This is a genomic window from Mesorhizobium sp. M0808 (assembly GCF_040320025.1).
Lineage (GTDB): Bacteria > Pseudomonadota > Alphaproteobacteria > Rhizobiales > Rhizobiaceae > Mesorhizobium.
In genome coordinates, this window is sequence record NZ_JAMYOX010000030.1 from 22706 (window position 1) to 46803 (window position 24098).

Below are 24098 nucleotides of genomic sequence, written 5' to 3' on the forward strand. Positions count from 1 at the left end.
GGCGCCGGCCGCCTGCCGCAAAGCTTCGCTGGACTGCGGACGGCAGATGACTATATATCTTCCATGAACGTGGAAGGATTATTGTCATGCCGGGGTTTAGTACCGAAGTGCTCACCGCCAATGAGGCGGCGGCGGTAACGCAGGTGCCGCTCAAGCAGGTGCATCGCATCATCGATGCCGGATTGCTACGCGGCCGTGTCGAGACACGCCGCGGCAGCCGCGTCATCATCGGAGCGGGTCTCGTCGGCCTACGCCTCGCCTGGCTGACGGCGGAGACGCTGACGCCTGCCGCGCGGCGGCGGATCGTCGAGCACGCTATTGCCGATGAAGCTGCGCCCGTGGTCGCGGACGATCCGCTTAAGGTCGACCTGAAGCCAATCACCGCCGGGGTAAGGACCGGCCTCAGCCGGCTGAGGAAAGCAAAGGCCATGGTGGCGCGCGATCCAGCGGTACTTGGCGGTCAGCCGGCTTTTGTGGGAACACGCGTGCTTGTTCATGACGTTGCCGACATGCTCGCCAATGGCGATACGCCCGAGACGATCCGTGCCGCCTATCCGCAACTGACTCTCGACCAGATCGGGCTCGCGGCCGACTATGCGCTCGCCTATCCGCGGCGTGGCCGTCCGCCGGTCAAGCCGGCGTGGCGCAGTACGGCAGCGAAGTCGAGCCTCACAATCCGTCTCGACGATCTGCCGGCCGTTTCGTGAAATTCCTGATCGACGAATGCCTGAGCCCAGAGCTTGCGAACGCGCGAACGGGGTTTTCCCGAGTCGAGCCATGTGCGCTGGCTGGGCTCGCCGGCGCCAAGGACCATATGGTGACCCGGCGCGCGGTCGATGACGGCTATGTGCTCGTCACGCACAACACGACCGACTTTCGCGGCCTCTATCGCGGCGAGGAGCTGCATGTCGGGCTGGTCGCCTTCAACATCGCCCCTGGCCTGATAAGCCTCGATCTCCAGCACAGGCTCTTTCATCTCGCCCTTTCGGAGCTCGGTGGGGAGGAGGCATGGAACGAAGTGCTGGAGATTACGGTGGATGTCGCGCGTACCATCACCATCGAACGGTTCAACCTCCCCGACTGACGGACCATTTCCTGCAATCGGGCTGCCAGAAGCCGCCGCTCGCACAACGAAAAAGCCCGCCGCGGGAGGAGATGCGGCGGGCTTGATTTGGACGACAGCATTCGGGAGGAATAAATGCCGTCCCGATCGCCAAGGTCGGGAGGAGGTGACCCGGACGAAACTTGATACCGACAAGCTACTCCCTTCCACGCTCCCGAGAAGCATTAATTGTGCATAGCAGCATTGCGATTTTGTGCAGCGCACACCTGGACCTGAAAGATGTGTTTGCCAGACCGGCAGCGCAGGCCGTGTGCTGCGCGCCGCAGCGATGCAACGGCATCGGCAGCCCGGTGACGTTACCCACTCCCGCGGCGCGCAGCATTGCGGTATCATGCTGCCAGATCGTGAAGCTTCTTGGCCTTGCCCTCCATCTCCAGGCGAACATCCTGATGCGACTTGTCGCGCGCCACCCGCGTAATGCCCTGCACGAAGTCGAAAATCGAGGCGGGCGGGTGCCCTTCCTCCGAAAGCACGGCATCGATGATCTTCGTCGTCTCAGCCTTGGAGAAGCCACGCTTGCGCAGGAAGCTCTGGCGATCTTCATCGTCCCGAGCGACGACACGCTCCCGCGAAGCCTTGATGCCATTGACGAACGGCATGGGCGAAGACTCCGCGAACCGGATCAGCGCTGGCTCGGCTTCCAGGGCAAAACGCGAGGCGGCATATTTAGAATGCCGGATAGTGATTTCCTCGAAATCCTCCACGCCCCAGAGGCAACGATTCTGGCACACTGCACGTAGATAGAAGCTGGCGATTCCAAGCGTGCGGGCGCCGACCTCCGAGTTCCAGCAATAAAACCCCCTGAAAAAGACGTCGGGCGAGCCATCGGGCAGCTTGCCGGCTTCGATCGGATTCAGGTCGTCGACGAGGAAGACAAAGACATCACGGTCGGACGCATAGAGCGTCGTCGTGGCATTGGAGATGTCGACATTCGGATTGTAGATTCCCGTCGACCAGTCGAGCACGCCGGGCACCTTCCAACGCGTGTCGCCGGTACCGTTGCCGGCGATTTTTTGGACGGCCGCGATCAGCTCTTCATCGAAAATCCTGCCGTAGTCCGGACCTGTTACCGCTCGCAACTCGAGGCGCCCGTTCTTGATTTCCAGCGTCTTCACCTGTTCGCGGTGGTTGAGGAGACCATGCTGAAGGTTGATCGCCGCGAGCGGGGCCGGAAGCTGGCGCAGATAGGTGGCCGGCGCGCCTATCAGGCTGGCGAGTTGGCCAAAACTCCAATGCGTGGGGGCAACTGGGGCAGGCGCATCGGGCAGCATTAGCCTCAGGCGCTCCGGATCGTCGCGGCTGGCCTCGACGCGGATTAGCTCACTTTCGACGGTGCGCGTCTTGCTACGTTCGGACCGCCATTTCACCGAATTGTGGAGATTGGTGAGAGAAAGGTAGCGCTCGTCGGCCGGGCGGCTAAACCACTCCGACGACACCCGGCCGATGCGCTGGCCGCGGCTGACGTCGACCTTGTAGCCTCGACGTTCGTTGCGTGTGGGCGTGTGAATTTCCATCTGTGTCATGGTTGGAGCTCCGCGGCGGGCGCCGGGAGCCGATCTCCCGGACCTCCACCCGCCACCCGCAATCCCGTCCGCCCTCTGCCTCTGTCGGCCTGTCCGCGCCGAAAGAAGCGCTGGCGCAACGGCAGCGGCCGCGTCAAGGCTGACACACAAAGGAGGGAAGGCTCGGGCTTCAGGAAAGCCCGCCATGGGACCAAGCGCCGCTTCACCTTCCGGACGCGACAGAATTCCGCTGTGCTTTCTTGCGCAACAAGACCGGGACCCATCCGGATTCAGATAGCGCCCTGCTGAAATTGGACAGGGCAACTTGTGTTGAGATTGAGCAACTGCAGGTTCTCTTCGGGCCCTAACCAATACATGTCTAAATCGACTCCACGTCATGATACGCGAAGACCGTATCGGGGTCGGAGCTGAGAGAGTAATTGCATGTCGAGCAGGTTGGTCCGGCCCGTGGTGGTGCAAGTTGGCCGGCATGACCGTGAGCGCGTCATATTCGATGTGAACGACGCTGCCACGATCCTGTTGCGGAGTTTCCTTATCAGACGAAGAAGCGAAAACTGGCTATGGATGCATGTCTTCAGGTTCTGCGTGGTGAAGCTCAGCCGGCGGTTGGGAGACGGGCCTTCGTTGTAGCGGCGCTAGAAGCGAAAATCCTACGCAGCGACTGAGGTCCAAATGATAGTATCCTCGATGGCTTCCAAAGTGACTTAGGAAAGCAGAGCTTCACGCGTCGCTTCGATGACCGCGAATTATGCAGCCGAAGCAGAACATCGAGTCCTGCCATCGTGTGAAACAACCCCGACGTTCATTTGCTTGACTCGACGACGGTCAGGAAGACGGCAATATTTACGTCGATCGGAGATAGCATATGCGAGATTTGCCGAGCGACATCGATGCTGACGTTGTGATCGAAGTCAGTCGGCTTCTCGATGACGCCGAGGATCTATCGCCTTTGCCGGTGCACGAACTGGTTAAACGAATTCGTACGATACTGCATACCCGCCTTTCCGATCACGCCATCGAAGAGTTGGTCGTCGAGATGGCGAAGAAACGTGGGTTGCCCATGGTCTTCGACAAGCCCGCAGCATAGTCAATTCTTCCACATCACTTGGAAATATCGGCGAAAGCTGGCAGCGAATTGCCATTGCCCTTCGAATGACCGGCAAGAATGGCAGGTCGAGAAGACGGCCAGGGATCAGTTTGCCGCCTGCCGGGCTGGCGACGTTACACCGTCGGCTTGACAGCTCTCATCATGGTTCTCATTTCACCGGTGACGTGGCAACGCGATATTTGACGATTCTGGGCGGTAGATCGCCCAACCAGCGGCCGGACGTCGTCGCCTCAGTTTACCCGTTTCTCGCGCACAAATCGGGATAGGGGGGAACCTCGCGGTTCCACCCCTCCCACACCACCGTACATACGGGTCCGTATACGGCGGTTCGTCGGATTACTCGACTGGTCGGACGTAGACGGAGGCGAGACCATGGTCCCTGAAGAAGGCATTGGGAAACGCCATGGAAAGTGCCGGACTTTGACTAAGCCGCCAGACACCGTGCGGGCTACCGGCGGCTTTCGCCGCCAGCTCCTTTCTGATGCTACGGCGACGCAATTCCGCAAAGCGGGTCGTTCCGTACTTCCACTGCTTCCAGACGATGGCGCGGAGCCGTCGCCTGATCCATCTGTCCAGCGACCGCAGTTCCGTTCGAGTTTCGCAGAATCCGAAGTACCCACGCCATCCGATGAGATAACGCGATAGCCTCGGGATGACCTGCGCGAGGCTTCTCCCACTCGTCCGTGACGTGAGTTCTCGAACCTGCTGCTTGAACCTGGCGAGTGCCTGCGGCGCAATACACGGTCGAGGCTTAAAAAGCTGAAGCCGAGGGAACTTCCGTTCAGTTGGAGAAGCGACAGCGCTCTTTGCCGTGTTTACCCTCAGCTTGAGACGCCGTTCGAGGAACCGGGTGACGCTGGCCATGACCCGTTCGCCTGCACGAGGACTGCGAACATAAATGTTGCAATCATCGGCGTATCTTGCGAACCGGTGGCCGCGCCGTTCCAGTTCCTTGTCGAGCACATCGAGCATCAGGTTTGAAAGCAGCGGCGAGAGCGGACCCCCTTGCGGGACTCCCTCATCCGTCGGATCGACCATCCCACCCACGAGCACACCTGCCGTCAGATAACGGCGGATGAGCCGGAGCAGAGAGCGGTCCTGCACCCGTTTGGCCACCAGACCCATCAGGATGTCGTGGTTCACCCGATCGAAGAATTTCTCCAAATCGAGATCGACGACGGTGTGGCATCCGTCAGCGATGAACTGCTGAGCGGCGGCCACGGCCTGATGCGCCGAGCGTCCGGGACGGAACCCATAGCTCGATGGCGAGAAGGTCGGATCCCAGTCCTCTTGCAGCACTTGCATCACCGCCTGCTGGAGGAAGCGGTCGAGCACCGACGGAATGCCGAGGCCGCGAGTGCCTCCCGATGCCTTCGGAATATCGACGCGCCGCACCGACTGCGGCTGGTAAGTGCCGTTGAGAAGTTGGGCCCGGATCTCGGGCCAGTGGTCTTTCAGGTGGGCAGCCAGATCGTCGACGGTCATGCCGTCGACGCCGGGCGCGCCCTTGTTGCGTCTGACTTGGGCCAGCGCCTTCTTCAGATTGTCGCGGGCGACAATCCTCTCCATCATCGGCCCAACCAGGGCCGCTGGGCTTTCGGGGACAGGTGCCGCCGACAGGACTTCGGCTCCTCCGGCGGAAGTGCTCAGGGCTTCACCCTTTGCCTCTCCGTCGAAAGCCAACTCGAGTTGGTGTTTCTGCCGCTTGGTCTGTCGAGACACCTGCTCTACTCACCCTCTCTAACGTTCGGGCCTTCGGTCTTGCGACCTAATATGCCGTCTGCTGACTTCTCCGCCACGATCACAGGCCTTGCGACCCGCTCAGTCCGGAGGCCCGGACATGGGGGAGATCTCCCGAGGTAAGTTCGACCGCCTTCCCCGCACACCTGCCGGATTTACCGCCCCGGTCTTTGATGACCTTGGACTTTGCAGCCTTTCGCCTGCTCGTCCGGCCGAGACGGCCTCCTATCCGGTTCTTGTTCATCAGGTCGCGGTTTTGCTCCACGCTTCCTTCAGACCCCGCCTCGCGGCGACGCCCTTGCGCTTTGCTAACCCTTCGCCGTCATCAGGCTGGGTAGAGGACTTACACCTCCGAGCTGTCGAACATGCTCGGCACGCGAAAAAAGCCGGACCAAAGGGTCCGGCCAGGTATGAAGGTTAAAACCTCCAGAGGGGAACGCGCCGGACGAATGGGAGGAAACATCCGACGCAGCGCGCATATAGGTCAGCAAAGGTGACACTTCAACGACGTGCCGGTAGGCCACCGGACTTGATCGTCTTGGTGCACTGAAGTTGCGTGCTTGATGCGCTTGCCGAAATCACATGGCTGGTTCAGCCAGCCTTGCTCAGGTTGCCGGCCGACGATTTGCCGGTCCGCCGATCCTGTTCTATCTCATAGTTGACCTTCAGGCCGTCAACGAGCGTCGACAGGCCAGCGCGCTCGACAGCAGAATAGGGACAAACACGTCCTGTCCACCACTGTCGGGCTGAATGAAGCCAAACCCCTTGGTCGCGTTGAAATGCCGCCAGCTCAACCACGCCGCGGGACTCGATTGTTTCCGGCGTAGGTCGAATGGCTGTTTGGTTTTGTGGAACATCCAAATTAGCTGACGCGAGAGCTGAGACCGAGCTCTACGCCCAACCCACGTGATCCGATTTTGCGAGCTTTACAAACAGGTCAAACCAAAACCGATGCTAGGGTTCACCTCGATGGCCAAGCGTCTGGAACGCACAATACGCGACCGACGTCGTCGCGTCTTTGCCGTGTTTGTCGATCGCAGCGTCAATCGCAGAACTCCCATCCTCGTATTCCGCTATCGTGAGTTCTCACGTTGACCTCCTCAAACCTGCCCAGGAAAATTAATATTTGGGCGGCCCTGCGTCACCCCTGCATTTCAAGAAATCACGTCGATCGTAATGGAGACCCGATCAGTTCACATGGGACTACATCATCTCCCTTGAGGACGGAAAGAAATTCAAGTCGCTGAAGCGCCATCTGTCGACCCATTACGGGCTGACGCGGATGAATATCGCGCCAAATGGGGTCTGCCGGCTGATTATCCCATGGTTGCCCCGAATTACGCCGCCGCGCGCTCGGCATTAGCCAAGACGATCGGGCTCGGCCGCAAACCAAAAGAGCCGCACGCGCCGGAGCCGAGAAGCGGAGCCGCAAGAAGGTCGCAGCTTGATTGATCTCTAGGGTCATTGTGGCGCGGGCAGCCGCAGGCACAGGCTACGCGGAAAATGAAAAGCGGGGCCAACCCATTCGCTTGCACACAGCCTGCGTTTTGCCAGCTCCTCAACCGCAACGTGCTGTCAATCTTCGTCTTGCCATGTCTTGAACGCCGAACTGTTCACGCCATTGGCGCCGCTTTGTCATCCCGTGCCCCGAAATGAGGCCGTCGTTCGAACGATATGCGCAGTTGCTTATCCGCCAGAAACCGGCGAGCCAGATCGGTGTCGCGCTTACCCACGCGTGACACCCAGTCCGAAAACAGGCGAACCGCGCGCCGGTTCATATGCCGCGAAGGACAGACCAGCCAGTATCCCGGAAACTCGATGACCTCGAACTCTATCGAGACCGGAACCAGAGAACCCGACACCAGGTCCTCGAATGCGATGGATGTGCTTTCCAGGACCACACCTGCACCGTCCTTCGCCAGTTGAACCGACATTGACGAACGGTCGAAACGATAGGGATACGTCATGCGGGCGCCCTGGATACCGTTGCACGGCAGCCAATAATCCCACCGGAAATAGGCCTTCACACTGTCGATCAACCGCGCATGGCGAAGCTGCTCGCGCGGATCCGGTGAAATCGCGCGCAGTTCGGCAAGATAGGAAGGCGAGCACATCGGCAGGATCAGATCGTTGACGACGCAATCCGAATAAAGGCCGGCCCAGCCGCCGTCGCCATAACGAAGATCGAGATCGATGACCTCCGTTTCGAAATCCGAGAAATTGGGCGTGGCGTCGACGCGCAAATTCCAGCTCGGATAGCCCTTGCTGAACTCGGCCAACCGCGGCGCCAGCCATTTCTCGCCGAAGGAAGGACTGACGCGCAGGCTAAGCTGGAAGCTTTCGCGCTGCCGCACAATGGCATTACGCACCTCGCGTATGGATTCGAAAGCCTGGGTCGTGGTCTGGAAGAGCCGCTCACCGTCGATCGTGAGCGAGAGATGGCGCTTTTCGCGCTGAAAAAGCCGCACCCCGAGTTGGTGTTCGAGCAGCCGCAGCTGCTGGCTAACCGCCGAAGGTGTCACCTGCAATTCCTGAGCGGCCTTTGCCACGCCGCCGAGCCGCGCGACTGCCTCGAAATGCGTCATCGAATTGAACTTGATGTCTGACATCGTCCTCGTCAGTTAAGCTCAGCTACACAGAATGTTAAGAAACGAGAATTGAGCCGAATGTCAATCGGTCGCATCACCCTGTGGTCTCGGGAGGAGATGCAGGATGGAACCGGGTTCACCCCAAAGCTTGGGTAGTGCCGGCAATGTGCCGGCAGTTGGACAGGCATCGACCAGGAAGCCCCTGATCGAGGCTTCCAACGTCAAGAAGAACTACGGCGCAACACGGGTCCTTCGGGGCGTGAGTTTTCAGGTCCGGCCTGGCGAAATCCACGCGCTCCTGGGCGGCAACGGCGCCGGCAAAAGCACCCTGATCCGCATCATCACCGGGCTGATCTCACGCGATGCCGGCGATATTAGCTTCGCCTCGTCGAAGGCCGGCCACACCAGCCCGATCATCGCGGTGGTGCATCAGGAGCTGGCGCTATTGCCCGAGCTGTCGGTCGCGGAAAACATCGGCATTGTGCATGCGAGGTCGGGCTGGTCGCAGATCAGCCGTCGCCGCATGCGCGAAACCGCGCTCGGAGCGCTCCGGCTGATTGACCCAGCGATCGGCGAAGAGATCATCGAGCTGCCGGCACGCAAATTGTCCCTCCACGAAGGCCAGATCGTCGAGATCGCTCGTGCCCTTTCCACCGGAGCCGAAGTGCTGCTTCTCGACGAGTCCACGGCCAATCTCACTGCCGGCGAGACGGCCAAACTCTTCTCGGTGCTAAAGCGGCTGGTGCGAGAAGAAGGCATTGGTATCGTCTTTGTTTCTCACCGGATGCGGGAAATTCGGGCGCTCTGCGATGTCTGCACGATCTTGCGCGATGGCGTCACGATCGCAAATGCCACGCCGCTTGCATCGCTCAGCGACGCGGACATCATCCAGCAGATGGGCCAACACGCGCAGCGTCCAGCAACCCACCGCAAACCGCAAAAGGGCCTCCGACAGAACGCACCGATCGAGCTGCTGGGCCCGGATGACGTCAGGATCGCGATTTCGTCCGGGACCATTTTGGGACTGGCCGGCGCACCGGCGGGCCCGACCGGGCTCATTGCTCCGCTTGTGGGTGCCGGGCCCGGAGCTGGCTGGCACCTTTCCGGCGAGGGTTTTGGGAACGGCTTCTCGTCCCCAGCGGCCGCGGCGCGGGCCGGTATCGGCTTTGTTTCGGGCGACCGCGCAACCAAAGGGATTCTTTCGCAGCTGCCCATCGTCGATAACGTGCTTGCAGCACGCAGGGTTCGCGAAAGGCGGCGGATCGTGGCCGCAGCCGAGCGTCAGGAATGTCACGATCTCGTTTCAGCGCTGAAGTTGAAAGCCAGCTCGATCTGGGACCTGCCGGCCTCGTTGTCGGGCGGCAACCAGCAGAAGCTTCTCGTCGCACGGTGGCTTGGGCTGCCGCTCCGGATGGTGGTGCTGGAAGAGCCGACGCGTGGCGTCGACATCGGCACCAAGCACGACATTTACGGTTTGATCCGGGAGATGGCCGACGCTGGCGCGATCATCATCTGGTGGTCGACCGAGAACGTCGAAATGCTCGAGCTTTGCGACGCTATTTTCGCCTTTGACACCGATGGGCGGCCAAAGGGATTCCTGCCTGAAGAGCACTTTACCGAAGAGGGGCTCGCCGAACTGACGGGGATGGCGGCATGACCGACGCAACCGACACCACCACCACCACGAAAAAACTCCGGACCACCACGTCGCGCGTCCCAGTGGTTCTTTTGTCCTACCGCACCGAAGCCGCGATTGCCGCTGCGATCGTCGTCCTGCTGCTGGCCGTCGGCATGTTCGTGCCCGCAGCACTCAGCATGGGCAATGTGCAAAACATCATCCAGGCCGCCGCGCCTCTCACAATCATGTCGCTCGGTGTTTTGCTGGTCGTCATCACCGGCGGAATCGATCTTTCGGTCGGTTCAGTCTTTTCCCTGACCGGAATGGTGACCGCGTTGGCGATGGCCAGTGGCGCTGACGGACTGACCGCGAGTGCTGCCGGCCTGGCGGTCGGCCTTGTGTTCGGCTCGATCAATGGCCTTCTGGTCACGGTTGTCGGGCTTGCGCCTTTCGTCGTCACGCTCATTACCTACGCGGTGGCGGGCAGCCTTGCCTTCATCGTCACCAATGGGCGTTCGATGCCGATGGGCGCCCCGGATTTCTGGCTCCTGAATTCCGGCGAGATCGTTCCCGGCATGCCCAACCATCTTCTATTCTGCATCTTCCTGATGGTCCTGCTGGAATACGCCTTGCGCAAGGTCGTCCTTGGACGCTGGTTCTATGCCGTCGGCTCATCGGCAATTGCTGCCCGGCTGCTCGGCATTCCGGTTCTGCGCATCAAGTTCGCGGCCTATGTCGCTTCAGGGCTGCTTGCCTCTTTCGCGGGACTGCTGACCGTCAGCTACATCCTCAACGCCGAAGCTACGGCAGGGGCGAGCCTGATGCTGCAGGCGATTGCCGCCGTGGTCATCGGCGGCGCCAGCCTCTTTGGCGGGACGGGCAGCGCGATCGGCGCCGTGCTGGGCGCGCTGATGATCACCTGCATCCAGAACGGCGTGAACCTCATTGGCGTGAACAGCTTCTGGCAAGGCTCAGTCACCGGCGCTGCAATCCTGCTCGCGGTTTTGATCGACCGCTTCAGCAACAAGAACCGCATCTAGATCATCAACGGGAGGAACCAAGATGAAAATGAAGACAATCCTGCTTGCAGCATTGGCGGCGGCCGCCTTGTCCAGCGCATCATACGCGCAGGACAAGAAGACCGTCGCCTACATCGCCCCATCGCTGGACATCTCCTACTGGCAATGGGTCGGCTACGGCGTCAAGGAGAAGGCCAACGAACTCGGCATGGATTATGTCGAGTACACCTCAGAAAACTCACCCGCCAAGCAGATGGACAATGCTCGGATCGCCGTGACCAAAGGCGTCGCGGCCATCGTGATCGGCCCCGTCAGCTCGACCTCGACACCGCCGCTGCTCGACTATCTGGCGAAGCAGAAAGTGCCGATCGCCTTCGCCGGCATCGGGCCGCAGCCGGGCCTCACCAACTATACGTCCTCGGTCACCGCGAACAACTATGAGACCGGCAAGGCGCAGGGGAAATTCACCTGCGAGCTTGCCAAGGAGCGTGGCGGCAACAAGGTTGGCATGCTGTCGCTGCCGCAGGACCGGGAGAATGCACAGAAATACCTCAAGGGCGCCAAGGAGGCGTTTGCCGCCGACGGCTGCGACCTCGTCCAGATGCTGGAAACGCGGGGTCTGACGATCAACGAGGCCGTCACCCAGGCAAACGACCTCTTGACCGCCAATCCCGACATCAAGGCCATCTACGGCATGTATGACGAAGCCGGCACCGGCGCCGCCAAGGTGGTCGAGACCCGGGGCCTCACCGGCAAGATCGGCATCACCGTGGCCGACGGCTCGCCGACCACGATCGCGCTGCTGAAGAAGGGAGCGATCCAGGGCATCTTCTTCCAGGAGGCGGTGGGACAGGGCATCGACGGAACCCAGCAGGTCTACAACGCACTGACGGGCGCACCGGTGACCCAGGACCTGGCCTTGGTCATGCCTCTTGTGACCGCCGACAAGGTCGAGAGTCCTGAGGCCAAGAGGGTCATCGCCCGCGTCTTTCCGCCGAGCAACTGACCGCCACCCAATGGACCCGCCGGCTGGGCCGGCGGGTCCAGACCTCGAGCAAGGAATCCCGACCGTGGCCGAGCTGCCGTTCATCGATCCGCACCATCATTTGTGGGATCTGGAGACCAATTATTATCCGTGGCTGACCGACGGGGTTAAGCCGTCGGCTTTCGGTGACTACGAGGCGATCCGCAAAAGCTACCTTCTCGACGACTACCTGGAAGACGCCAGGAACCAGACCCTGGTGAAATCGGTGCACTTGGACGTAGGGTTCGATCCCAGCGATCCGGTTGGGGAGACGCGCTGGTTGCAGGAGATCGCCAACAAGCGGGGCTTCCCCCACGGCATCGTCGGCTATGCCGACCTGTCCATACCCCATGTCGGCGACCTCCTCGACCGCCACATGGAATATCCGAACTTCCGCGGTATACGGCAGTCGATGAATTACCATCCTGACCCCGCCAAGACCTATCAGTCGCGTCCGGAGGTCAGCCGGACACCCGAATGGCGACGTGGCTTCCGGGAACTGGCGAAGCGCCGGTTGAGCTTCGACTTGCAGCTCTACTATCCGCAGATGGGCGAGTTTCTCGAGCTCGCGCTGGACTTCCCCGACGTCCAGATCATTCTCAATCACACCGGCATGCAGGTCGATGGCCCTGAGCATTTCGATGCTTGGAGAAAAGGCATGCATCAGTTGGCGCAAGCGCCGAACGTCGCCTGCAAGATCTCGGGTCTCGGCATGGGCGACTGGCGATGGACCGCTGCATCGATCCGTCCCTATGTCGAGGAAGCGTTCGGGGCGTTCGGGGTCGGCCGCTGCATGTTCGCGACGAACTTTCCGGTCGACAAGCTGTTTTCGAGCTTCGATGCGATCGTGAACGCCTTCAAGGAGATCACGCGAGGCTACACCCATGAGGAGCGGCTTGCGTTGTTCCACGACAACGCCGCCCGGTTCTACCGACTTTAGATCACCGGCAAAGAGAAATAGCAGGAGAGTTCGACATGTTGCTGAAGGGCAAGGCCGTGGTGATTTCAGGGGCCGCGAGCCCTCGGGGGATAGGCCGCTCCACGGCAACGCTGATGGCGGAGCAAGGCGCGCGCATTGCTATTCTTGACCTCGATGAGCAACAGGCCCGTGACGCCGCCGAGTCGCTTGGGCCCGAGCACATTGGCCTCGCCTGTAACGTCGCCGACCTCGATGCCTGCAAGAGGGCTGCTGCCGAAGTGGCCGAAGCCTTCGGCAAGGTCGACGTGCTGTGCAACATTGCCGGGATCACGCAGCCCGCAAAGACACTGGATATCGGCCCGGCTGACTGGGACCGCATGCTCGATGTCAACCTACGCGGCGTGCTCTATCTCAGCCAGGCATTCATCCCGAACATGCGCGAAAATGGCGGTGGCTCGATCATCTGCATGTCGTCGGTTTCGGCCCAGCGCGGCGGCGGCATCTTCGGTGGCCCGCACTATTCGGCTGCCAAGGCGGGTGTTCTGGGGCTTGCCAAGGCCATGGCGCGCGAATTCGGTCCCGAAGGCATCCGCGTCAACTGTGTCACACCGGGCCTGATCCAGACCGACATCACCGGCGGCAAACTGACCGAAGCCATGCGCGCCGACATCATCAAGGGAATCCCGCTCAGCCGGCTGGGGGATGCGCGCGACGTCGCTGGCGCCTATCTCTTTTTGGCGTCCGATCTGGCCAGCTACATCACCGGCGCCGTGATCGATGTCAACGGTGGGATGCTAATCCATGGCTGAGTGGACAACGGAGCTTGAGATGCCTCGCGCTGGCAGCAATGTCAGCCTGGCCGAACGAGCCTATCGTATCCGCCGACACGCCGTGCGGATGGGTCAAGTCCAGGGCCAAGGTTATGTCGGACAGGCGCTGGGTGTCGCCGACGTGCTTGCCGTCGCCTATTTCCATGCGCTTCGTTACCGGCCGGAGGACACGTTGTGGGAGGGACGCGACCGCTTCCTGCTGTCGATCGGACACTATGCGATCGCGCTCTACGCGGCTCTGATCGAAGCGGGCGTGCTGCCGGAGGAAGAGCTCGAAACCTATGGCAGCGATGAAAGCCGTATGCCGATGTCGGGCATGGCGCCATACACGCCCGGCATGGAGATCACCGGCGGCTCGCTCGGTCACGGCCTTGGCATTGCCGTTGGCATGTGCATGGGGCTGACGCGCAAGCGAAGCGACAGTTTCGTCTACAATCTTTTGTCCGACGGCGAGCTCGGTGAGGGCTCGACCTGGGAAGCCGCGATGTCGGCCGCCCACCACAAGCTCGACAATCTCATTGCCATTGTCGACTTCAACAATCAGCAGGCCGATGGTCCGTCGACGGCCATGCTCTCCTCCGAACCGGTGACCGACAAGTTCGAGGCGTTCGGCTGGCATGCGCAGCGCGTCGACGGCAACGACATCGAGGCGGTCCGCAAGGCCTTCGACATGGCGCGCGGCCTGAAGGAACCTCGTCCGCGTGTGATCGTTTGCGATACGCGCATGGCCAAGGGTGTGCCATTCCTGGAAACCCGCGACATCACGCATTTCATCCGCGTCGAACCGCATGAATGGGCGCTGGCGCTCGAAGCTTTGGAAAAGGGACGTCCGCGTTGAGGTTGTCAAAGTTCGCGCCGCGCCACGCCGCCAATGCCGGTGAGCGCAAGACCACATCGGCGATGATCGCGTCGATCGCGCCCGATGGCGTACCGACACGCAATGCGCCGTTCGGGCACACACTGGCCAGACTGGCGCACCAGCGGCCCGGGATAGTTGGCCTGACGGCGGACCTCGCGAAATACACCGATCTCCATGTCTTCGCACAGGAGCATCCGGACCGCTTCTATCAGATGGGCATGGCGGAGCAGGTGCTGATGAGCGCCGCCGCCGGCTTGGCGCGGGAGGGTTTTACGCCCTTCGCCACCACCTACGCCGTCTTCGCATCGCGACGTGCCTACGATTTCATCTGCATGGCGATCGCCGAGGAGAAACTCAATGTGAAGATCGTCTGCGCCTTACCGGGGCTGACGACCGGCTACGGCCCCAGCCACCAGGCGACGGAGGACATCGCGATTTTCCGCGGGATGCCGAACCTGACGATCATCGACCCTTGCGACGCGCTCGACATCGAACAGGCCACGGAGGCGATCGCGGACTACAACGGGCCGGTCTACATGCGGCTTTCGCGCGGCAAGGTTCCTGTCGTGCTCGACGAGTACGATTACACATTCCAAATCGGCAAGGCACGCCTGTTGCGCGAGGGTGAGGATGTGCTGTTCATTTCAACCGGCCTGATGACCATGCGCGCGCTGGAGGCGGCGAAGGCGCTTGAAGCCGACAGGATCGGCTGCGCCGTTCTGCACGTTCCGACGATCAAACCTCTGGATACGGAGGCGATACTCGCTGCCGCGCGCCGTTCGGGACGGCTGGTGGTGGCGGCGGAGAACCACACCATCATTGGTGGCCTTGGCGAAGGCGTTGCCGCGCTGCTGATGCGCGAGAGAGTGACCCCAGTCTTTCGCCAGATCGCCCTGCCCGACGAGTTCCTCGACGCTGGCGCGCTGCCGACGCTTCACGATCGCTACGGGATCTCAACTTCCGAGCTCGTGCGCCGCGTCCGCATTTGGAGCGAGAAGTAAGAGCTCTCCCCATGCAACAGTTGAGCCATCGACTTGAACTGTGAGCTGGCTAACCCCGCCGCGGTTGTCGCGCTCGTCACAGCGTTGTGGACTAAGGACCTGGGCTTCCCTGATGCCTGTCAATCGGGCACATCCTGCGCGGCACTGATTGAGCACCGGCCTCCTGTTCAGATGCGGCTGGACGAGCTGTCTTCCAGTGGTAAGGAGAGAACTTCCTAGGATCTTGAACACACATCGAGGGCATTCGAGGACTTGGTGTCAGGCCCCCTGGTGCCGGTCTCCCGCGAGTTCGACGTAAGCAAGTTTCGGGATGTTGGCTCGTCTGTCCTTCGCGGCATATGGACCGGCGCGCGGCTCGCCTCTTCTCGGAACGGGTGTCACGGCACCGGTTTGGTCGAAGGTTGGTGGCGCGAAGCGAAAGAAGCTGGCCGCAACTACCTCGCCCGCCAGCAGGGCGACGCCGTCCTGGCCCCCGCCGGCTACAACTTCTCGCTCCTGCTCCGGTGGCGGAAGGCTCTTTTGGGGCTACTCATCGCCGCCCTCAAAAGTCAGCCGAAGGAGCTCGAAGCCTGACGGCCGATTACGGACATCTGCTGTTCGAGCAGGCAATCCCGAGCGACAACGGTGTCGTTGACGAACTGCGGCCTCATTTCGAGTCCGCCCATCTCGACGCACGGGAAGTGTATCATCGTACATCAGGATCGACTTCCATCCTGCGCCAACGGGCCCAGACTCCGGTATCATGCAGAGGTGGAAAGCTCATCTTCGGTCTGGCTCGCGATCCGGCTCGCGTTCGTGAGATTTCTCTGCGCCACCGGTCGCCGGGCTGAAGCGTCAGGATATCGGCGAAGACGCGGCATGCTTGAGCGTCCAGCTTGGGCGCGAGCCAAAGAGTAAATTCGGATCGCAGCAATGTTACGATCGCAAGCGGTGACACTCGGTCCGTAGGCCCAACTTTGATCAATCGCGGCCGGGCGCCAATCTTTCACCGCAGGTCCCCGAGCGCGCGCATGCAGTGCCTCCCAGCATTTGTCGGCCGGCGAGCAACGAATTTGCCCTGCAGTGGATGACATTTAGCTGGCCAATCTGCTTGCGGTGATCGATGCGGGGGCAGCATTGTTGGGGTTTGCACGAAACCCGCGTCGCACTGAGCCGGCATCAGCCGCCCCGATCTCGCCAAGCAACAAGGACAGGCCGCACCTAACCCAAGGCCACCGAAGCGGCACGGACGTTCAGTCGATGTTTACCATTCGCTATTATCTTTCGCGAAGCGGCAAGGTTCTGAGTACCGCGCAAGTCAAAGGGCCTGCTCCAGACAATGGGGCGGGCCTTTTTGCGTCACTTTGGAGAACGGACTCCAACGAATTGCCGGTTACCTGAAAAATAGGCCCCAGGCTGTGAAACGTCGAACGTGGCCGGGTTGTTGGTGCATCCGCAATCGGTTGGAAGGCAGGCCCCATTCTCGCGATACTCTGCCAGCGTCAGGGCTGGGCCAGCGGTAGGTTAGGGCGTCACGACCCGCAACATGGCGGCGTCATAGACGAATGAAACACGATTTCGTCCATGTTGTTTCGCTTCAAAAAGGCACCGTCCGGCAGTGCGAAGGACGTCCTGAGCATCTGCATTGGAAGAAATTTCCGCGCCTCCAATGCTGACAGTCACTTTCACCCATGAGAGCGCGTTTAATTAAGTTGGGGTCAATTCGTGGCAGCAGGGTTCGTGCTATGAAGGGACCGGTTCCCAACCGCGGCGAGGCACTTGCCTTCATCAGTGCCAGTCTCAAAGAACTGGAGGCACTGCGCGGCGGGTCTCGTGTATTGTCGCGTCGACTGACCAGTGCGCTTGATGCGCATGGTGGATGCGGTGGCTTCACCTGGGTGACCGCGAGCCCCATCGATGTTTCCTGGTCCAGGGAACCAAAACCTTTAACCGGTGCGAAGAAAAGGCATGACGTCGGCGCGAAAAAACAGCCGGACGGTCACTCCCTCCGCCAGATGCCCTTGATTTCATTAAACCTTTTGTCGGTATCTTCTTGCGGCCCCAATTTCGGCCCTAACGGACAGACTCGTCAGTGAGTCGTGGGGCTCGGGAACAGGAACTTGTACCCTTCCTTGAGAATCCACCGGGCGCGGGCGAGATGAGTTTCCCAGGCTCGGTGCGCCCGCTTCGGTTCCTTCTCGGGATCGATATGCAGCACAGTCCTGGCAACCACGCGCCAATCCTCGTCGTCATAGGCGGCGTCCAGCAGCCACATATACATGGCGACGCGTTTATTGTCGTATGGGGTGAGGTAGGGCTCGCTTGGCGCTTCGTCTGCGACCTCGGGATCCGGAAGCGGGCTGACCACTACGCCGCCTTCTTCGGGTCGCCGATGACGCGCGCCGGCAGATACGCTGGAGCCGGAGGCGGCAGCAAAAAATTGTTGTCAGCTGCAGTGCTCATGGGCGCAATATACATTGCGAATAGTGCCCATTCAACGCTGCGATCAAGATGGACGCGGCACGAGTCTTGCATGGCGCTCAACACGGCGAAGACCAAAGAAAACCGCGTGCGCTCCCTCGGCCATATCAATCGATTTTATCCGACGTGTCACATCCGCGTGATTTAGCGACACCTAATTAAAGCGGCTAAGGGGGACCGTGGTTTGGGGAAAAATTCTTATGAACAGCCAAAAAGACGCAGAGCGTATCCGGGCCGAAATGTCGATCGCACAGGCGATTTACGACGCCATTTGCGAGATGAACGGATCTTCGTACAGGCAAGACAAAGTACCTTTGCGGTGGGATACTTCGTCAGGCACACCGTTGAGCCTGATGAGTATTGACGGCTTTTTCGAATTGCGGGAACTGGCCCGGCGGATAGCGTCGAAGATCGACACGCCTGCGCTCATCAGTCTCAAAAGCCACACCGCGCAGCCGTCGAAAAAGATTGACTTCCACTAGGGTAGATTTGCCATCGCCGTGAAAAGGTTGCTCGAGATCACGTCGAGGATGGCATCCACCTGGCCCGTGGCGCGGTTGTCGCGCTGGTCGACGCCATCCGCGCCTGCGAGGTCGGTGACGCTTGCGCCGACCCAAGCACGCGCGCATTCTGCCCCAAACCAAAAACTGGGGAGGGCCGAATGTTCGAAATCGGAAGAGATTACCGCATCACCATGATTGTAGCGGTTCCGGGCGACTGGAGCGACGAAACTGGCGTCTGGACGGTCGCGGAAGTTGATGGGACGCTAGTGAAACTCACCAATCCCTATACCCCGGACACGATCATTAACACGGCGTCATGGCATTTCGTCCGCGCCGAGATTGTCTAGGCGCAACTTAGAAGTTGTCGAACAGCCCCGCCGCCATCATGCCGCCGATCAGGTCCTGTCCAAGATTGTTGGGGTGAGTTCCGTCTCCAGGACCCATCCAATGAACGTAGTTGAACTGGTTGATGATGAAGCGGCGGTACAGATCGACCACTGGCACCCTGTTTAGGGCGCAGACCTCAAGCATGGCGTTGGCGTAGTCGATCAGCTGGCTTCCGGCTCCTCCCGCAGTGCCGTCCAGCGTCCGCCATATCGGCGTCGTGAAGATGAGCTTCAGGTTCGGCCGGGCGGTCATGATCGTCTGGATGCCGTAGTTAATGGCTCCCTTGAAGGTCGCCCCGGTTATGTCCGCATTGGTGCCGATGGGGCACGTCGGGCCGGCGCCGGTGAAGTCGTTGGTGCCGAACGAGGGGATCAGGTAATCCAGCAGGCTGTAATCCACCGATGCCATGCGCGCTGCAATCGCTGGAAAGGTGCCTCCGATGACCGTTGCTGCGGCTATCTGTTGGGAAAAATCACCGGAGGCAATGGCATCGGCCAGCCGGTAAAACGAGAACTTGTCATAGTTCGCAGCATGGTTGGCCATGCGGGTGCCGCCGCCGCCGCAGTTGGTGATCGTCATGCCGGTGCGCTGGGCAATCTTGGCGGTCGGCGTGATGCCCGGCCAGATGACACTTTCGATGATGCTATCGCCGAAGTGCGCACCGATCTTGCCGGCGAACTGCGAGGCCGGCACGGAGGCAACGTCCTTGGCCAGTTTGTCAAACCGGCCATGGTTATCGATCAGCCGGCCCGGTGCCTTCTGGATGGCCCAGCCGGGAAGGTAGGCATCCGCGGCCAAGGCCCCTGTCGGAAGGATGCGGAGCTGGTGATTAAGGCCGTAGGTAACGTCGTTCTGGGTGACCACGATGGGCAGCGAAATATACGTCAGGCCATTGACCGTTTTGGTTATCTGAACGGTCTGGGTCACCCCGGACGACACCGGAATGTAGTGGATGAACTGGATGGACTGGGCACTCCCCGCCATGAAGGCGAAGATACACCAGACAGTTTCTCCCACCGTCAACCCTGCTTCGGCTACGGGCGTCTTGATGTCGTGCAGCGTGGCCGGCCGGCAGCTTGATGGCCTTGGTGCCGAAGGGCGAGCCTGCCGGCGCGTTGACCAGAACAGGAGGAAACCCGCCAGCCGATGCTCCGATCAGGGGGTTGCCAGCATAGTCGTTGGTGACGCCGCTGGCCGCAATGCGGAAGAACGGGTTGATGTTAAGCTTCGGGTTCGCATCCTCCGCCACCATGGCCGCAGATTGGAGAGCCCCGCCGATGTAGGTCAGGCGTGACTTGGCCTTCTGGACAGCCCAGCCGAGCACGAACAGGCCATTCGCACCGACGCCGGCAGCGATGTTGAGCCGAACCAGCAGGCTCGTGCCAAACGTGACATCGTTCTGGGTCGGCGTGACGGTCAGCCCAACGCTCATGTAGCCCAGCCCGCCCGCCACTGCCGGGTTGACCGTGTTGCTCTCGTTGTGCGCCACCCCGGATGACACCGCGATGCTGCCGATGATCTGAAGGCTTTGTGCGGCGATCAGATCAACGATGATTTCAACGGGTTCACCAACCCGCAGGCCGAGGTCGGCAGCGGACACTTTGAGGTCCAAAAGCGTCGCCCCGACCGACAGAGACAAGGCGCCACGCCTGTCGTTCAATTTTGGCGAGGTGATATTCGGAAACGGCTTCGTGTCGGCGAGGGTGCGCCATCCCGCAGAATAGGAATATATTCCGCATGCCGTCAAGGCACATAGACTACTTCGTCCTGCCCTCAGCGCCTGCTCGCCGCGGGCATTTTGGGGGAAGCATGAATCAAGTTATGTGCGTTTGTAGCCATCAGCGTTTTGTCGGGCTGCGCTACTCGCCCAGCCGACATCAAGCCCACGCTGGTTTCGTCCAGCGTATACGCGGGCAAGTCCTGCAGCCAGTTGGAAGCCGAACTTTACCGAACGAGTTCCGACCTGGCGCCGATAATGGCCATACAAGACAGAACCGCCCGCCATGACGTGGACGGCGTGTTTTGGCTTGGCTTGCAGGTTGGCAGCATGATGGACAACACAGACATCAAGGCAGGTGAAGCCAAGATCGGCGAGCTGAAGGGCAACATGGACGCGATCAACGCAGCCCGACGAAAGGGCGGCTGTGTTGCACTTTGTAAGCCGCTCCAACGTTAAAATTGTCGGCTTGCTTCCCGCCCTCGCGAACTGCGGAGTGGTATCTCCCCGCCAGGGCAAGAAGAGGGGCTATGAAACTGGGAGCAAACGATGACTGTCCAAAAAGAAGCTATCGAACCAACAGAGCCGACTACGCCATAGCTGCCATGCATAGCCGAGCGACCGCTGAGGGCGATCGTGACGATTTGGTGGCGAGGAAAAAGTCCCTGTGGGTAACAGATCGGCGATCTGCAAAATTGGCTGCAAACCCGTCCGAAAGCTCGCCAGAACCCAAGGCAAAAGCGCGCGGTAAGTGAATCGGACGCCAGCCACTTTCTTACCGCCGCGTACTTCGTTCGCATGGTTCGATTATATTAGATTTATCTAAAATACCAACCAGCCAGTCGAGCATTCCCGAACGCTCGCTGGTCAGGCCCAGCGGCCGCCCCCTAACCCAAGCTGCTGGGCCGCCCGCTAAGGAAGTGCGTTGTATCACTGATACGGTCGTCGGTGACCGCCTCCGTACCGCGGCCGTGATCGCAACCACGTCACCGATGCCAACGCCCCGCATCGTACCACTCAAACGAATGGCCTGGATGCGTTTGGTATCCATTCTCGGGAGACCCACGCATGGGTGTCGCTTGGGAGACAAGTGACTCCCCTTTAAAGGCATCGAGATGCTACGAGCGCCGAAAAGTCAGTTCCTTAGACCTAAAGATCGGGCGATTTGCCAGCGGGTTGTCGACCAGATAACCGCCGACGCTAAATGGTACAGCACTTCGATAGACGGTCAGATTCTGGCCTCGACCAAGCTGAATCTCTTTCAATCAGGGGTCGTAAACGAAACGAATTTGCTGGCACATGTTCGCGCGCGGCGCCACGACTTCACTAAACTGACAGGCTAGCTCCACCCGGGCGGAAACAGCGCGTTTCAGCAAATCGTGAATTGACCTGCATCCATGGAAGCCGGTTGGCGGCACGGCAGTTGGGCTGAAGATCAAGAGCTACATGGTGGAAGAATATGACTTGCTCGGCGGGTGGACCGGCCGCTGCGATATTTGCTGTCGCGGCGGCCAACACACCCAAGTGGCCGGCTGCTGTCATGCGACCACAGAGCCGCCACGTCAGGATTGTGGAGCAATGACTTGTCGAAAGATCCGCGCGCAAACTGTTCAACGAAGAGACCCGCGATAGTCGCGGGTTGGCTCCATTGGATGGCGTAGCCCGATACTCAGCCATTCGTCAGCCTCTGCAGGCGCTTCTCCGCTTTGTCTAGCGCAATGCGGCGCGCGATGACCTTTGCGCTGTCACCACGCTTGGTGTGCTGTTTATCGCCCGGCAGTCTCACCAGACGTTGACCAGGGCGCCCCTTATCCGTGGCGGCTTCGTATTCTCGCCGTTCCATACTCACACTCCCTTGCGTTGCCGCAGCCTGGCGGCTCCGGTCGGGCATCAAGGATTTTCAAGGGGAGCGGTCCAGTCTTGGAGTGCCGCCGTTGGTCGGCGGTGTTTTTTGAAGAAACGCGCGGCCCGTCAGTGTGCTCACTCTCGAGCGATGCGCATTGCTGTCATTTCAATTAATTCGCCAAGGAAGCGGATGCTGATTAAGCCCTGCGCTTCTCGATCTTTGTCTGTTCGGTCGATGGGCCACTCCTCTTGCAGTAGGTGCAAGCCGGTTGCGAACTTTTCCCTATTGAAGTCCGGAACATCCTCTATCAAGCGGATCAGAAGATGCTGCAGGAACGCCTTCTCGGTAGCCTTCCAAAGCATAAACATTTCGCAACAGTTTCGGCATTGTGGCTCATGCTGCCGCGCTCGCGGCGATACGCTTATCAATCCACTCTTCGACCTCGGCACGCATATATGCACTACGTCGTTCGGATAGCGAAACGGGCTTCGGGAACCCCCCGGCTTCGGCCATCAAAATCAATAGTGTACGAGAAAGAGACGTGGCTGACGCCGCGTCTTTTGGTGCGATCAGGCGCGGTCGGTTGTCGTTTGCTGTCATCGGAATCCCCATTGCAACCCGGCGCAAAAAGAGCGTGCGGAAAATCCAACGTGCGAAGGGGCACGTTCAAATCTGAATCTTTAGAGAGGGATTCGGGTCGCCGTTAACTTAGGCGAGGTAAGCCAAGGTGAAGAACAATATGCGTTTTCGCCTGTAATGCCAATATGGTCAACGGGCTTTATTTTACAATACTGTGCCAGTCTACCATCAAGCCGCGTCTTTTTTGCGACGCGGTGCCACGTCTGTATGCGGCTTCGGTCTTGTCCTTGAGCACATGAGCCAAGGCCGCCGCGGCTACATCGCGCGGGTAATCGGTCTATCGCCAGCCCAATCACGGAACGATGAGCGCAGACCATGCAAGGTCGCATCGCCCGCACCAGCGGCCCTAAGCGCCTTCGTCATCGCTGTGTCGCTGATTGGCCTTCCGTCGCGTCCACCTTCGAACACCAGATCGCTGGTCGACTGCTGCTGTGTAGCGCGGAGGATTGTCACGGCGCGCTCGGAAAGCGGAACCTCATGGTCGCGCGCAGCCTTCATCTTTGCGGCGGGTACCGTCCACAAGGCCGCATCAAGGTCGATCTCCGGCCACACTGCGCCGCGAACCTCACTGGAACGCGCTGCGGTCAATGCGGCGAACTCCACAGCCCTAGCTGACACGCCAGCGGCGGCTCGTAGGCGCTTGATGATGGCAGGCAGTTCCTTGTAGCCGACTGCTGCGTGATGGCCGCGCGTGAGCTTCTGTCGAGCCGGAAGCATATCCTTCAGGCCTCTCCGCCAGTCGGCAGGGTAAAAGCCGCCTCGCCTTCGCGTGATCCATTACTGCTGCAATGCACATGCGGAGGCGGTCAGCAGTCTCTGGTATCTTCTCCCAGATCGGCTTCAGCGTCTCGACCACGTCGTCGCGCGCGATCTCGGCGATCGGCCTCTTGTGCAGCGGCTTGGCATATTCACGCAACGTCATCGACCACTGCGCCTTGTGCTTCCCATTGCGGAAAGACTTCTCCTTCACCGCTATCTTCATCGGAAAGCGAGCCGGGAAAGTGTCTCGCTTGACGATTCGAAAGACCCGCTGTTTATAGCTTTTTCATCGGCTTCTTTCGTTATCGTTGGCGTCGGAATTGTCCTGCCTGCATGGTTGGCTTTTCATGTTGGCGGTTCGGGTTTGGTTGGCCTCGTGTTGCTGTCGTCCAGCGTGGCGGGTCTGGTGCTCGCACCGGTCGCCGGCCATCTGGT

The 24098-nt window shown here is 60.3% G+C and carries 26 protein-coding genes and 4 pseudogenes; 17 read left to right on the forward strand and 13 right to left on the reverse strand.

The window, feature by feature from the left end; translation table 11 throughout:
* Positions 1 to 86 precede the first annotated feature (86 nt).
* Together NKI25_RS26300 and NKI25_RS26305 are read left to right on the forward strand one after the other, a co-directional pair.
* Positions 87 to 707 (forward strand): DUF433 domain-containing protein, encoded by a 621-nt coding sequence (locus NKI25_RS26300; protein ID WP_352999781.1) that lies wholly within the window; start codon positions 87 to 89, stop codon positions 705 to 707.
* Positions 704 to 1084 (forward strand): DUF5615 family PIN-like protein, encoded by a 381-nt coding sequence (locus tag NKI25_RS26305; protein ID WP_352999783.1) that lies wholly within the window; start codon positions 704 to 706, stop codon positions 1082 to 1084. The genes NKI25_RS26300 and NKI25_RS26305 overlap by 4 nt, the downstream gene beginning before the upstream one ends.
* A 368-nt stretch (positions 1085 to 1452) precedes the next feature.
* On the opposite strand, the gene NKI25_RS26310 is transcribed toward NKI25_RS26305, so the two are convergent.
* Positions 1453 to 2646, reverse strand: a complete 1194-nt coding sequence (locus tag NKI25_RS26310; protein ID WP_352999785.1) for a DUF932 domain-containing protein — start codon at positions 2644 to 2646, stop codon at positions 1453 to 1455.
* 560 nt (positions 2647 to 3206) lie between these two features.
* Here NKI25_RS26310 and NKI25_RS26315 point away from each other — a divergent pair.
* Together NKI25_RS26315 and NKI25_RS26320 are read left to right on the forward strand one after the other, a co-directional pair.
* Positions 3207 to 3311 carry a DUF982 domain-containing protein gene (locus NKI25_RS26315; RefSeq protein WP_352999787.1) on the forward strand — a complete coding sequence of 35 codons (105 nt, stop codon included), beginning with the start codon at positions 3207 to 3209 and terminating at the stop codon, positions 3309 to 3311.
* Between the two features lie 200 nt (positions 3312 to 3511).
* Positions 3512 to 3733, forward strand: a complete 222-nt coding sequence (locus NKI25_RS26320) for a hypothetical protein (RefSeq protein WP_352648769.1) — start codon at positions 3512 to 3514, stop codon at positions 3731 to 3733.
* 357 nt (positions 3734 to 4090) lie between these two features.
* Here the strand turns inward: NKI25_RS26320 and ltrA are convergent, their stop codons facing one another.
* Together ltrA and NKI25_RS26330 are read right to left on the reverse strand one after the other, a co-directional pair.
* On the reverse strand, positions 4091 to 5476 hold the full coding sequence (ltrA, locus tag NKI25_RS26325; RefSeq protein ID WP_352999789.1) for a group II intron reverse transcriptase/maturase: 1386 nt from the start codon (positions 5474 to 5476) through the stop codon (positions 4091 to 4093).
* 609 nt (positions 5477 to 6085) lie between these two features.
* Positions 6086 to 6351: pseudogene (locus NKI25_RS26330) on the reverse strand (cold-shock protein).
* Positions 6352 to 6689: 338 nt separating this feature from the next.
* Here NKI25_RS26330 and NKI25_RS26335 point away from each other — a divergent pair.
* Positions 6690 to 6942 (forward strand): annotated as a pseudogene (locus NKI25_RS26335) (Ros/MucR family transcriptional regulator); the annotation flags it as partial.
* Positions 6943 to 7107: 165 nt separating this feature from the next.
* On the opposite strand, the gene NKI25_RS26340 reads toward NKI25_RS26335, so the two are convergent.
* Positions 7108 to 8103 carry a LysR substrate-binding domain-containing protein gene (locus NKI25_RS26340; protein WP_023722450.1) on the reverse strand — a complete coding sequence of 332 codons (996 nt, stop codon included), beginning with the start codon at positions 8101 to 8103 and terminating at the stop codon, positions 7108 to 7110.
* A gap of 103 nt (positions 8104 to 8206) precedes the next feature.
* Between NKI25_RS26340 and NKI25_RS26345 the strand changes: the two genes are divergently transcribed.
* From NKI25_RS26345 to NKI25_RS26385, 9 genes and pseudogenes are all read left to right on the forward strand, one after another.
* Positions 8207 to 9739, forward strand: a complete 1533-nt coding sequence (locus NKI25_RS26345) for an ATP-binding cassette domain-containing protein (protein ID WP_502897438.1) — start codon at positions 8207 to 8209, stop codon at positions 9737 to 9739.
* Positions 9736 to 10740, forward strand: coding sequence for an ABC transporter permease (locus NKI25_RS26350; protein ID WP_352999791.1), 1005 nt, complete (start codon positions 9736 to 9738; stop codon positions 10738 to 10740). The genes NKI25_RS26345 and NKI25_RS26350 overlap by 4 nt, the downstream gene beginning before the upstream one ends.
* Positions 10741 to 10762: 22 nt before the next feature.
* Entirely contained in the window at positions 10763 to 11725 is a 963-nt protein-coding gene (locus NKI25_RS26355; protein WP_023722447.1) for a substrate-binding domain-containing protein, read from the forward strand.
* A 64-nt stretch (positions 11726 to 11789) separates the two neighbouring features.
* Positions 11790 to 12683 carry an amidohydrolase family protein gene (locus NKI25_RS26360; RefSeq protein ID WP_352999793.1) on the forward strand — a complete coding sequence of 298 codons (894 nt, stop codon included), beginning with the start codon at positions 11790 to 11792 and terminating at the stop codon, positions 12681 to 12683.
* 35 nt (positions 12684 to 12718) lie between these two features.
* Positions 12719 to 13471 carry an SDR family NAD(P)-dependent oxidoreductase gene (locus NKI25_RS26365; RefSeq protein ID WP_023722445.1) on the forward strand — a complete coding sequence of 251 codons (753 nt, stop codon included), beginning with the start codon at positions 12719 to 12721 and terminating at the stop codon, positions 13469 to 13471.
* A gap of 19 nt (positions 13472 to 13490) precedes the next feature.
* Positions 13491 to 14330 (forward strand): transketolase, encoded by an 840-nt coding sequence (locus NKI25_RS26370; RefSeq protein ID WP_352999841.1) that lies wholly within the window; start codon positions 13491 to 13493, stop codon positions 14328 to 14330.
* Positions 14327 to 15352, forward strand: a complete 1026-nt coding sequence (locus NKI25_RS26375; protein ID WP_502897440.1) for a transketolase family protein — start codon at positions 14327 to 14329, stop codon at positions 15350 to 15352. Before NKI25_RS26370 ends, NKI25_RS26375 begins: the two co-directional genes overlap by 4 nt.
* A 426-nt stretch (positions 15353 to 15778) precedes the next feature.
* Positions 15779 to 15925: pseudogene (locus NKI25_RS26380) on the forward strand (IS5/IS1182 family transposase); the annotation flags it as partial.
* Positions 15926 to 17076: 1151 nt separating this feature from the next.
* Positions 17077 to 17427: a hypothetical protein gene (locus tag NKI25_RS26385; RefSeq protein WP_352999797.1), complete on the forward strand. Its 351-nt coding sequence runs from the start codon at positions 17077 to 17079 to the stop codon at positions 17425 to 17427.
* Here the strand turns inward: NKI25_RS26385 and NKI25_RS26390 are convergent.
* Positions 17421 to 17699 (reverse strand): hypothetical protein, encoded by a 279-nt coding sequence (locus NKI25_RS26390; protein WP_023722441.1) that lies wholly within the window; start codon positions 17697 to 17699, stop codon positions 17421 to 17423. The two genes, NKI25_RS26385 and NKI25_RS26390, sit on opposite strands and share 7 nt — an antisense overlap.
* Before the next feature lie 313 nt (positions 17700 to 18012).
* On the opposite strand from NKI25_RS26390, the gene NKI25_RS26395 reads away from it, so the two are divergent.
* Together NKI25_RS26395 and NKI25_RS26400 are read left to right on the forward strand one after the other, a co-directional pair.
* Positions 18013 to 18294: a hypothetical protein gene (locus NKI25_RS26395; protein ID WP_023722439.1), complete on the forward strand. Its 282-nt coding sequence runs from the start codon at positions 18013 to 18015 to the stop codon at positions 18292 to 18294.
* 179 nt (positions 18295 to 18473) lie between these two features.
* Positions 18474 to 18662, forward strand: coding sequence for a hypothetical protein (locus NKI25_RS26400; protein ID WP_023722438.1), 189 nt, complete (start codon positions 18474 to 18476; stop codon positions 18660 to 18662).
* Between the two features lie 7 nt (positions 18663 to 18669).
* Here the strand turns inward: NKI25_RS26400 and NKI25_RS26405 are convergent, their stop codons facing one another.
* On the reverse strand, positions 18670 to 19629 hold the full coding sequence (locus tag NKI25_RS26405; RefSeq protein ID WP_352999799.1) for an SGNH/GDSL hydrolase family protein: 960 nt from the start codon (positions 19627 to 19629) through the stop codon (positions 18670 to 18672).
* Positions 19532 to 20341, reverse strand: a complete 810-nt coding sequence (locus NKI25_RS26410; protein WP_352999801.1) for a hypothetical protein — start codon at positions 20339 to 20341, stop codon at positions 19532 to 19534. The genes NKI25_RS26405 and NKI25_RS26410 overlap by 98 nt, the downstream gene beginning before the upstream one ends.
* A 336-nt stretch (positions 20342 to 20677) precedes the next feature.
* Between NKI25_RS26410 and NKI25_RS26415 the strand changes: the two genes are divergently transcribed.
* On the forward strand, positions 20678 to 20878 hold the full coding sequence (locus NKI25_RS26415) for a hypothetical protein (RefSeq protein ID WP_352999803.1): 201 nt from the start codon (positions 20678 to 20680) through the stop codon (positions 20876 to 20878).
* Between the two features lie 976 nt (positions 20879 to 21854).
* On the opposite strand, the pseudogene NKI25_RS26420 reads toward NKI25_RS26415, so the two are convergent.
* From NKI25_RS26420 to NKI25_RS36540, 6 genes and pseudogenes are all read right to left on the reverse strand, one after another.
* A pseudogene (locus NKI25_RS26420) lies at positions 21855 to 22076 on the reverse strand (HK97 family phage prohead protease); the annotation flags it as partial.
* 12 nt (positions 22077 to 22088) lie between these two features.
* A complete protein-coding gene (locus NKI25_RS26425; RefSeq protein ID WP_352999805.1) occupies positions 22089 to 22262 on the reverse strand; it encodes a hypothetical protein in 174 nt (57 codons plus the stop codon).
* 137 nt (positions 22263 to 22399) lie between these two features.
* Positions 22400 to 22627 carry a hypothetical protein gene (locus NKI25_RS26430; protein ID WP_352694561.1) on the reverse strand — a complete coding sequence of 76 codons (228 nt, stop codon included), beginning with the start codon at positions 22625 to 22627 and terminating at the stop codon, positions 22400 to 22402.
* Between the two features lie 31 nt (positions 22628 to 22658).
* Complete coding sequence (locus NKI25_RS26435; protein WP_352517670.1) at positions 22659 to 22865, reverse strand: helix-turn-helix transcriptional regulator; 207 nt, start codon at positions 22863 to 22865, stop codon at positions 22659 to 22661.
* A gap of 294 nt (positions 22866 to 23159) precedes the next feature.
* A complete protein-coding gene (locus tag NKI25_RS26440) occupies positions 23160 to 23621 on the reverse strand; it encodes a tyrosine-type recombinase/integrase (protein WP_352595194.1) in 462 nt (153 codons plus the stop codon).
* Positions 23512 to 23886: a phage integrase central domain-containing protein gene (locus NKI25_RS36540; RefSeq protein ID WP_502897441.1), complete on the reverse strand. Its 375-nt coding sequence runs from the start codon at positions 23884 to 23886 to the stop codon at positions 23512 to 23514. The genes NKI25_RS26440 and NKI25_RS36540 overlap by 110 nt, the downstream gene beginning before the upstream one ends.
* Positions 23887 to 24098: the final 212 nt, after the last annotated feature.

Coding starts and splice junctions, on each gene's coding strand:
- NKI25_RS26345 (WP_502897438.1), top strand. CDS start 8,207: ATGGAACCGGGTTCACCCCAAAGCTTGGGTAGTGCCGGCAATGTGCCG.
- NKI25_RS26385 (WP_352999797.1), top strand. CDS start 17,077: ATGAAGGGACCGGTTCCCAACCGCGGCGAGGCACTTGCCTTCATCAGT.
- NKI25_RS26310 (WP_352999785.1), bottom strand. CDS start 2,646: ATGACACAGATGGAAATTCACACGCCCACACGCAACGAACGTCGAGGC.
- NKI25_RS26315 (WP_352999787.1), top strand. CDS start 3,207: ATGGATGCATGTCTTCAGGTTCTGCGTGGTGAAGCTCAGCCGGCGGTT.
- NKI25_RS26370 (WP_352999841.1), top strand. CDS start 13,491: ATGCCTCGCGCTGGCAGCAATGTCAGCCTGGCCGAACGAGCCTATCGT.
- NKI25_RS26365 (WP_023722445.1), top strand. CDS start 12,719: ATGTTGCTGAAGGGCAAGGCCGTGGTGATTTCAGGGGCCGCGAGCCCT.
- NKI25_RS26400 (WP_023722438.1), top strand. CDS start 18,474: ATGTTCGAAATCGGAAGAGATTACCGCATCACCATGATTGTAGCGGTT.
- NKI25_RS26340 (WP_023722450.1), bottom strand. CDS start 8,103: ATGTCAGACATCAAGTTCAATTCGATGACGCATTTCGAGGCAGTCGCG.
- NKI25_RS26320 (WP_352648769.1), top strand. CDS start 3,512: ATGCGAGATTTGCCGAGCGACATCGATGCTGACGTTGTGATCGAAGTC.
- NKI25_RS26440 (WP_352595194.1), bottom strand. CDS start 23,621: ATGCTTCCGGCTCGACAGAAGCTCACGCGCGGCCATCACGCAGCAGTC.
- NKI25_RS26355 (WP_023722447.1), top strand. CDS start 10,763: ATGAAAATGAAGACAATCCTGCTTGCAGCATTGGCGGCGGCCGCCTTG.
- NKI25_RS36540 (WP_502897441.1), bottom strand. CDS start 23,886: ATGAAGATAGCGGTGAAGGAGAAGTCTTTCCGCAATGGGAAGCACAAG.
- NKI25_RS26415 (WP_352999803.1), top strand. CDS start 20,678: ATGGCCATACAAGACAGAACCGCCCGCCATGACGTGGACGGCGTGTTT.
- NKI25_RS26395 (WP_023722439.1), top strand. CDS start 18,013: ATGAACAGCCAAAAAGACGCAGAGCGTATCCGGGCCGAAATGTCGATC.
- NKI25_RS26435 (WP_352517670.1), bottom strand. CDS start 22,865: ATGACAGCAAACGACAACCGACCGCGCCTGATCGCACCAAAAGACGCG.
- NKI25_RS26300 (WP_352999781.1), top strand. CDS start 87: ATGCCGGGGTTTAGTACCGAAGTGCTCACCGCCAATGAGGCGGCGGCG.
- NKI25_RS26350 (WP_352999791.1), top strand. CDS start 9,736: ATGACCGACGCAACCGACACCACCACCACCACGAAAAAACTCCGGACC.
- NKI25_RS26425 (WP_352999805.1), bottom strand. CDS start 22,262: ATGGAACGGCGAGAATACGAAGCCGCCACGGATAAGGGGCGCCCTGGT.
- NKI25_RS26430 (WP_352694561.1), bottom strand. CDS start 22,627: ATGCTTTGGAAGGCTACCGAGAAGGCGTTCCTGCAGCATCTTCTGATC.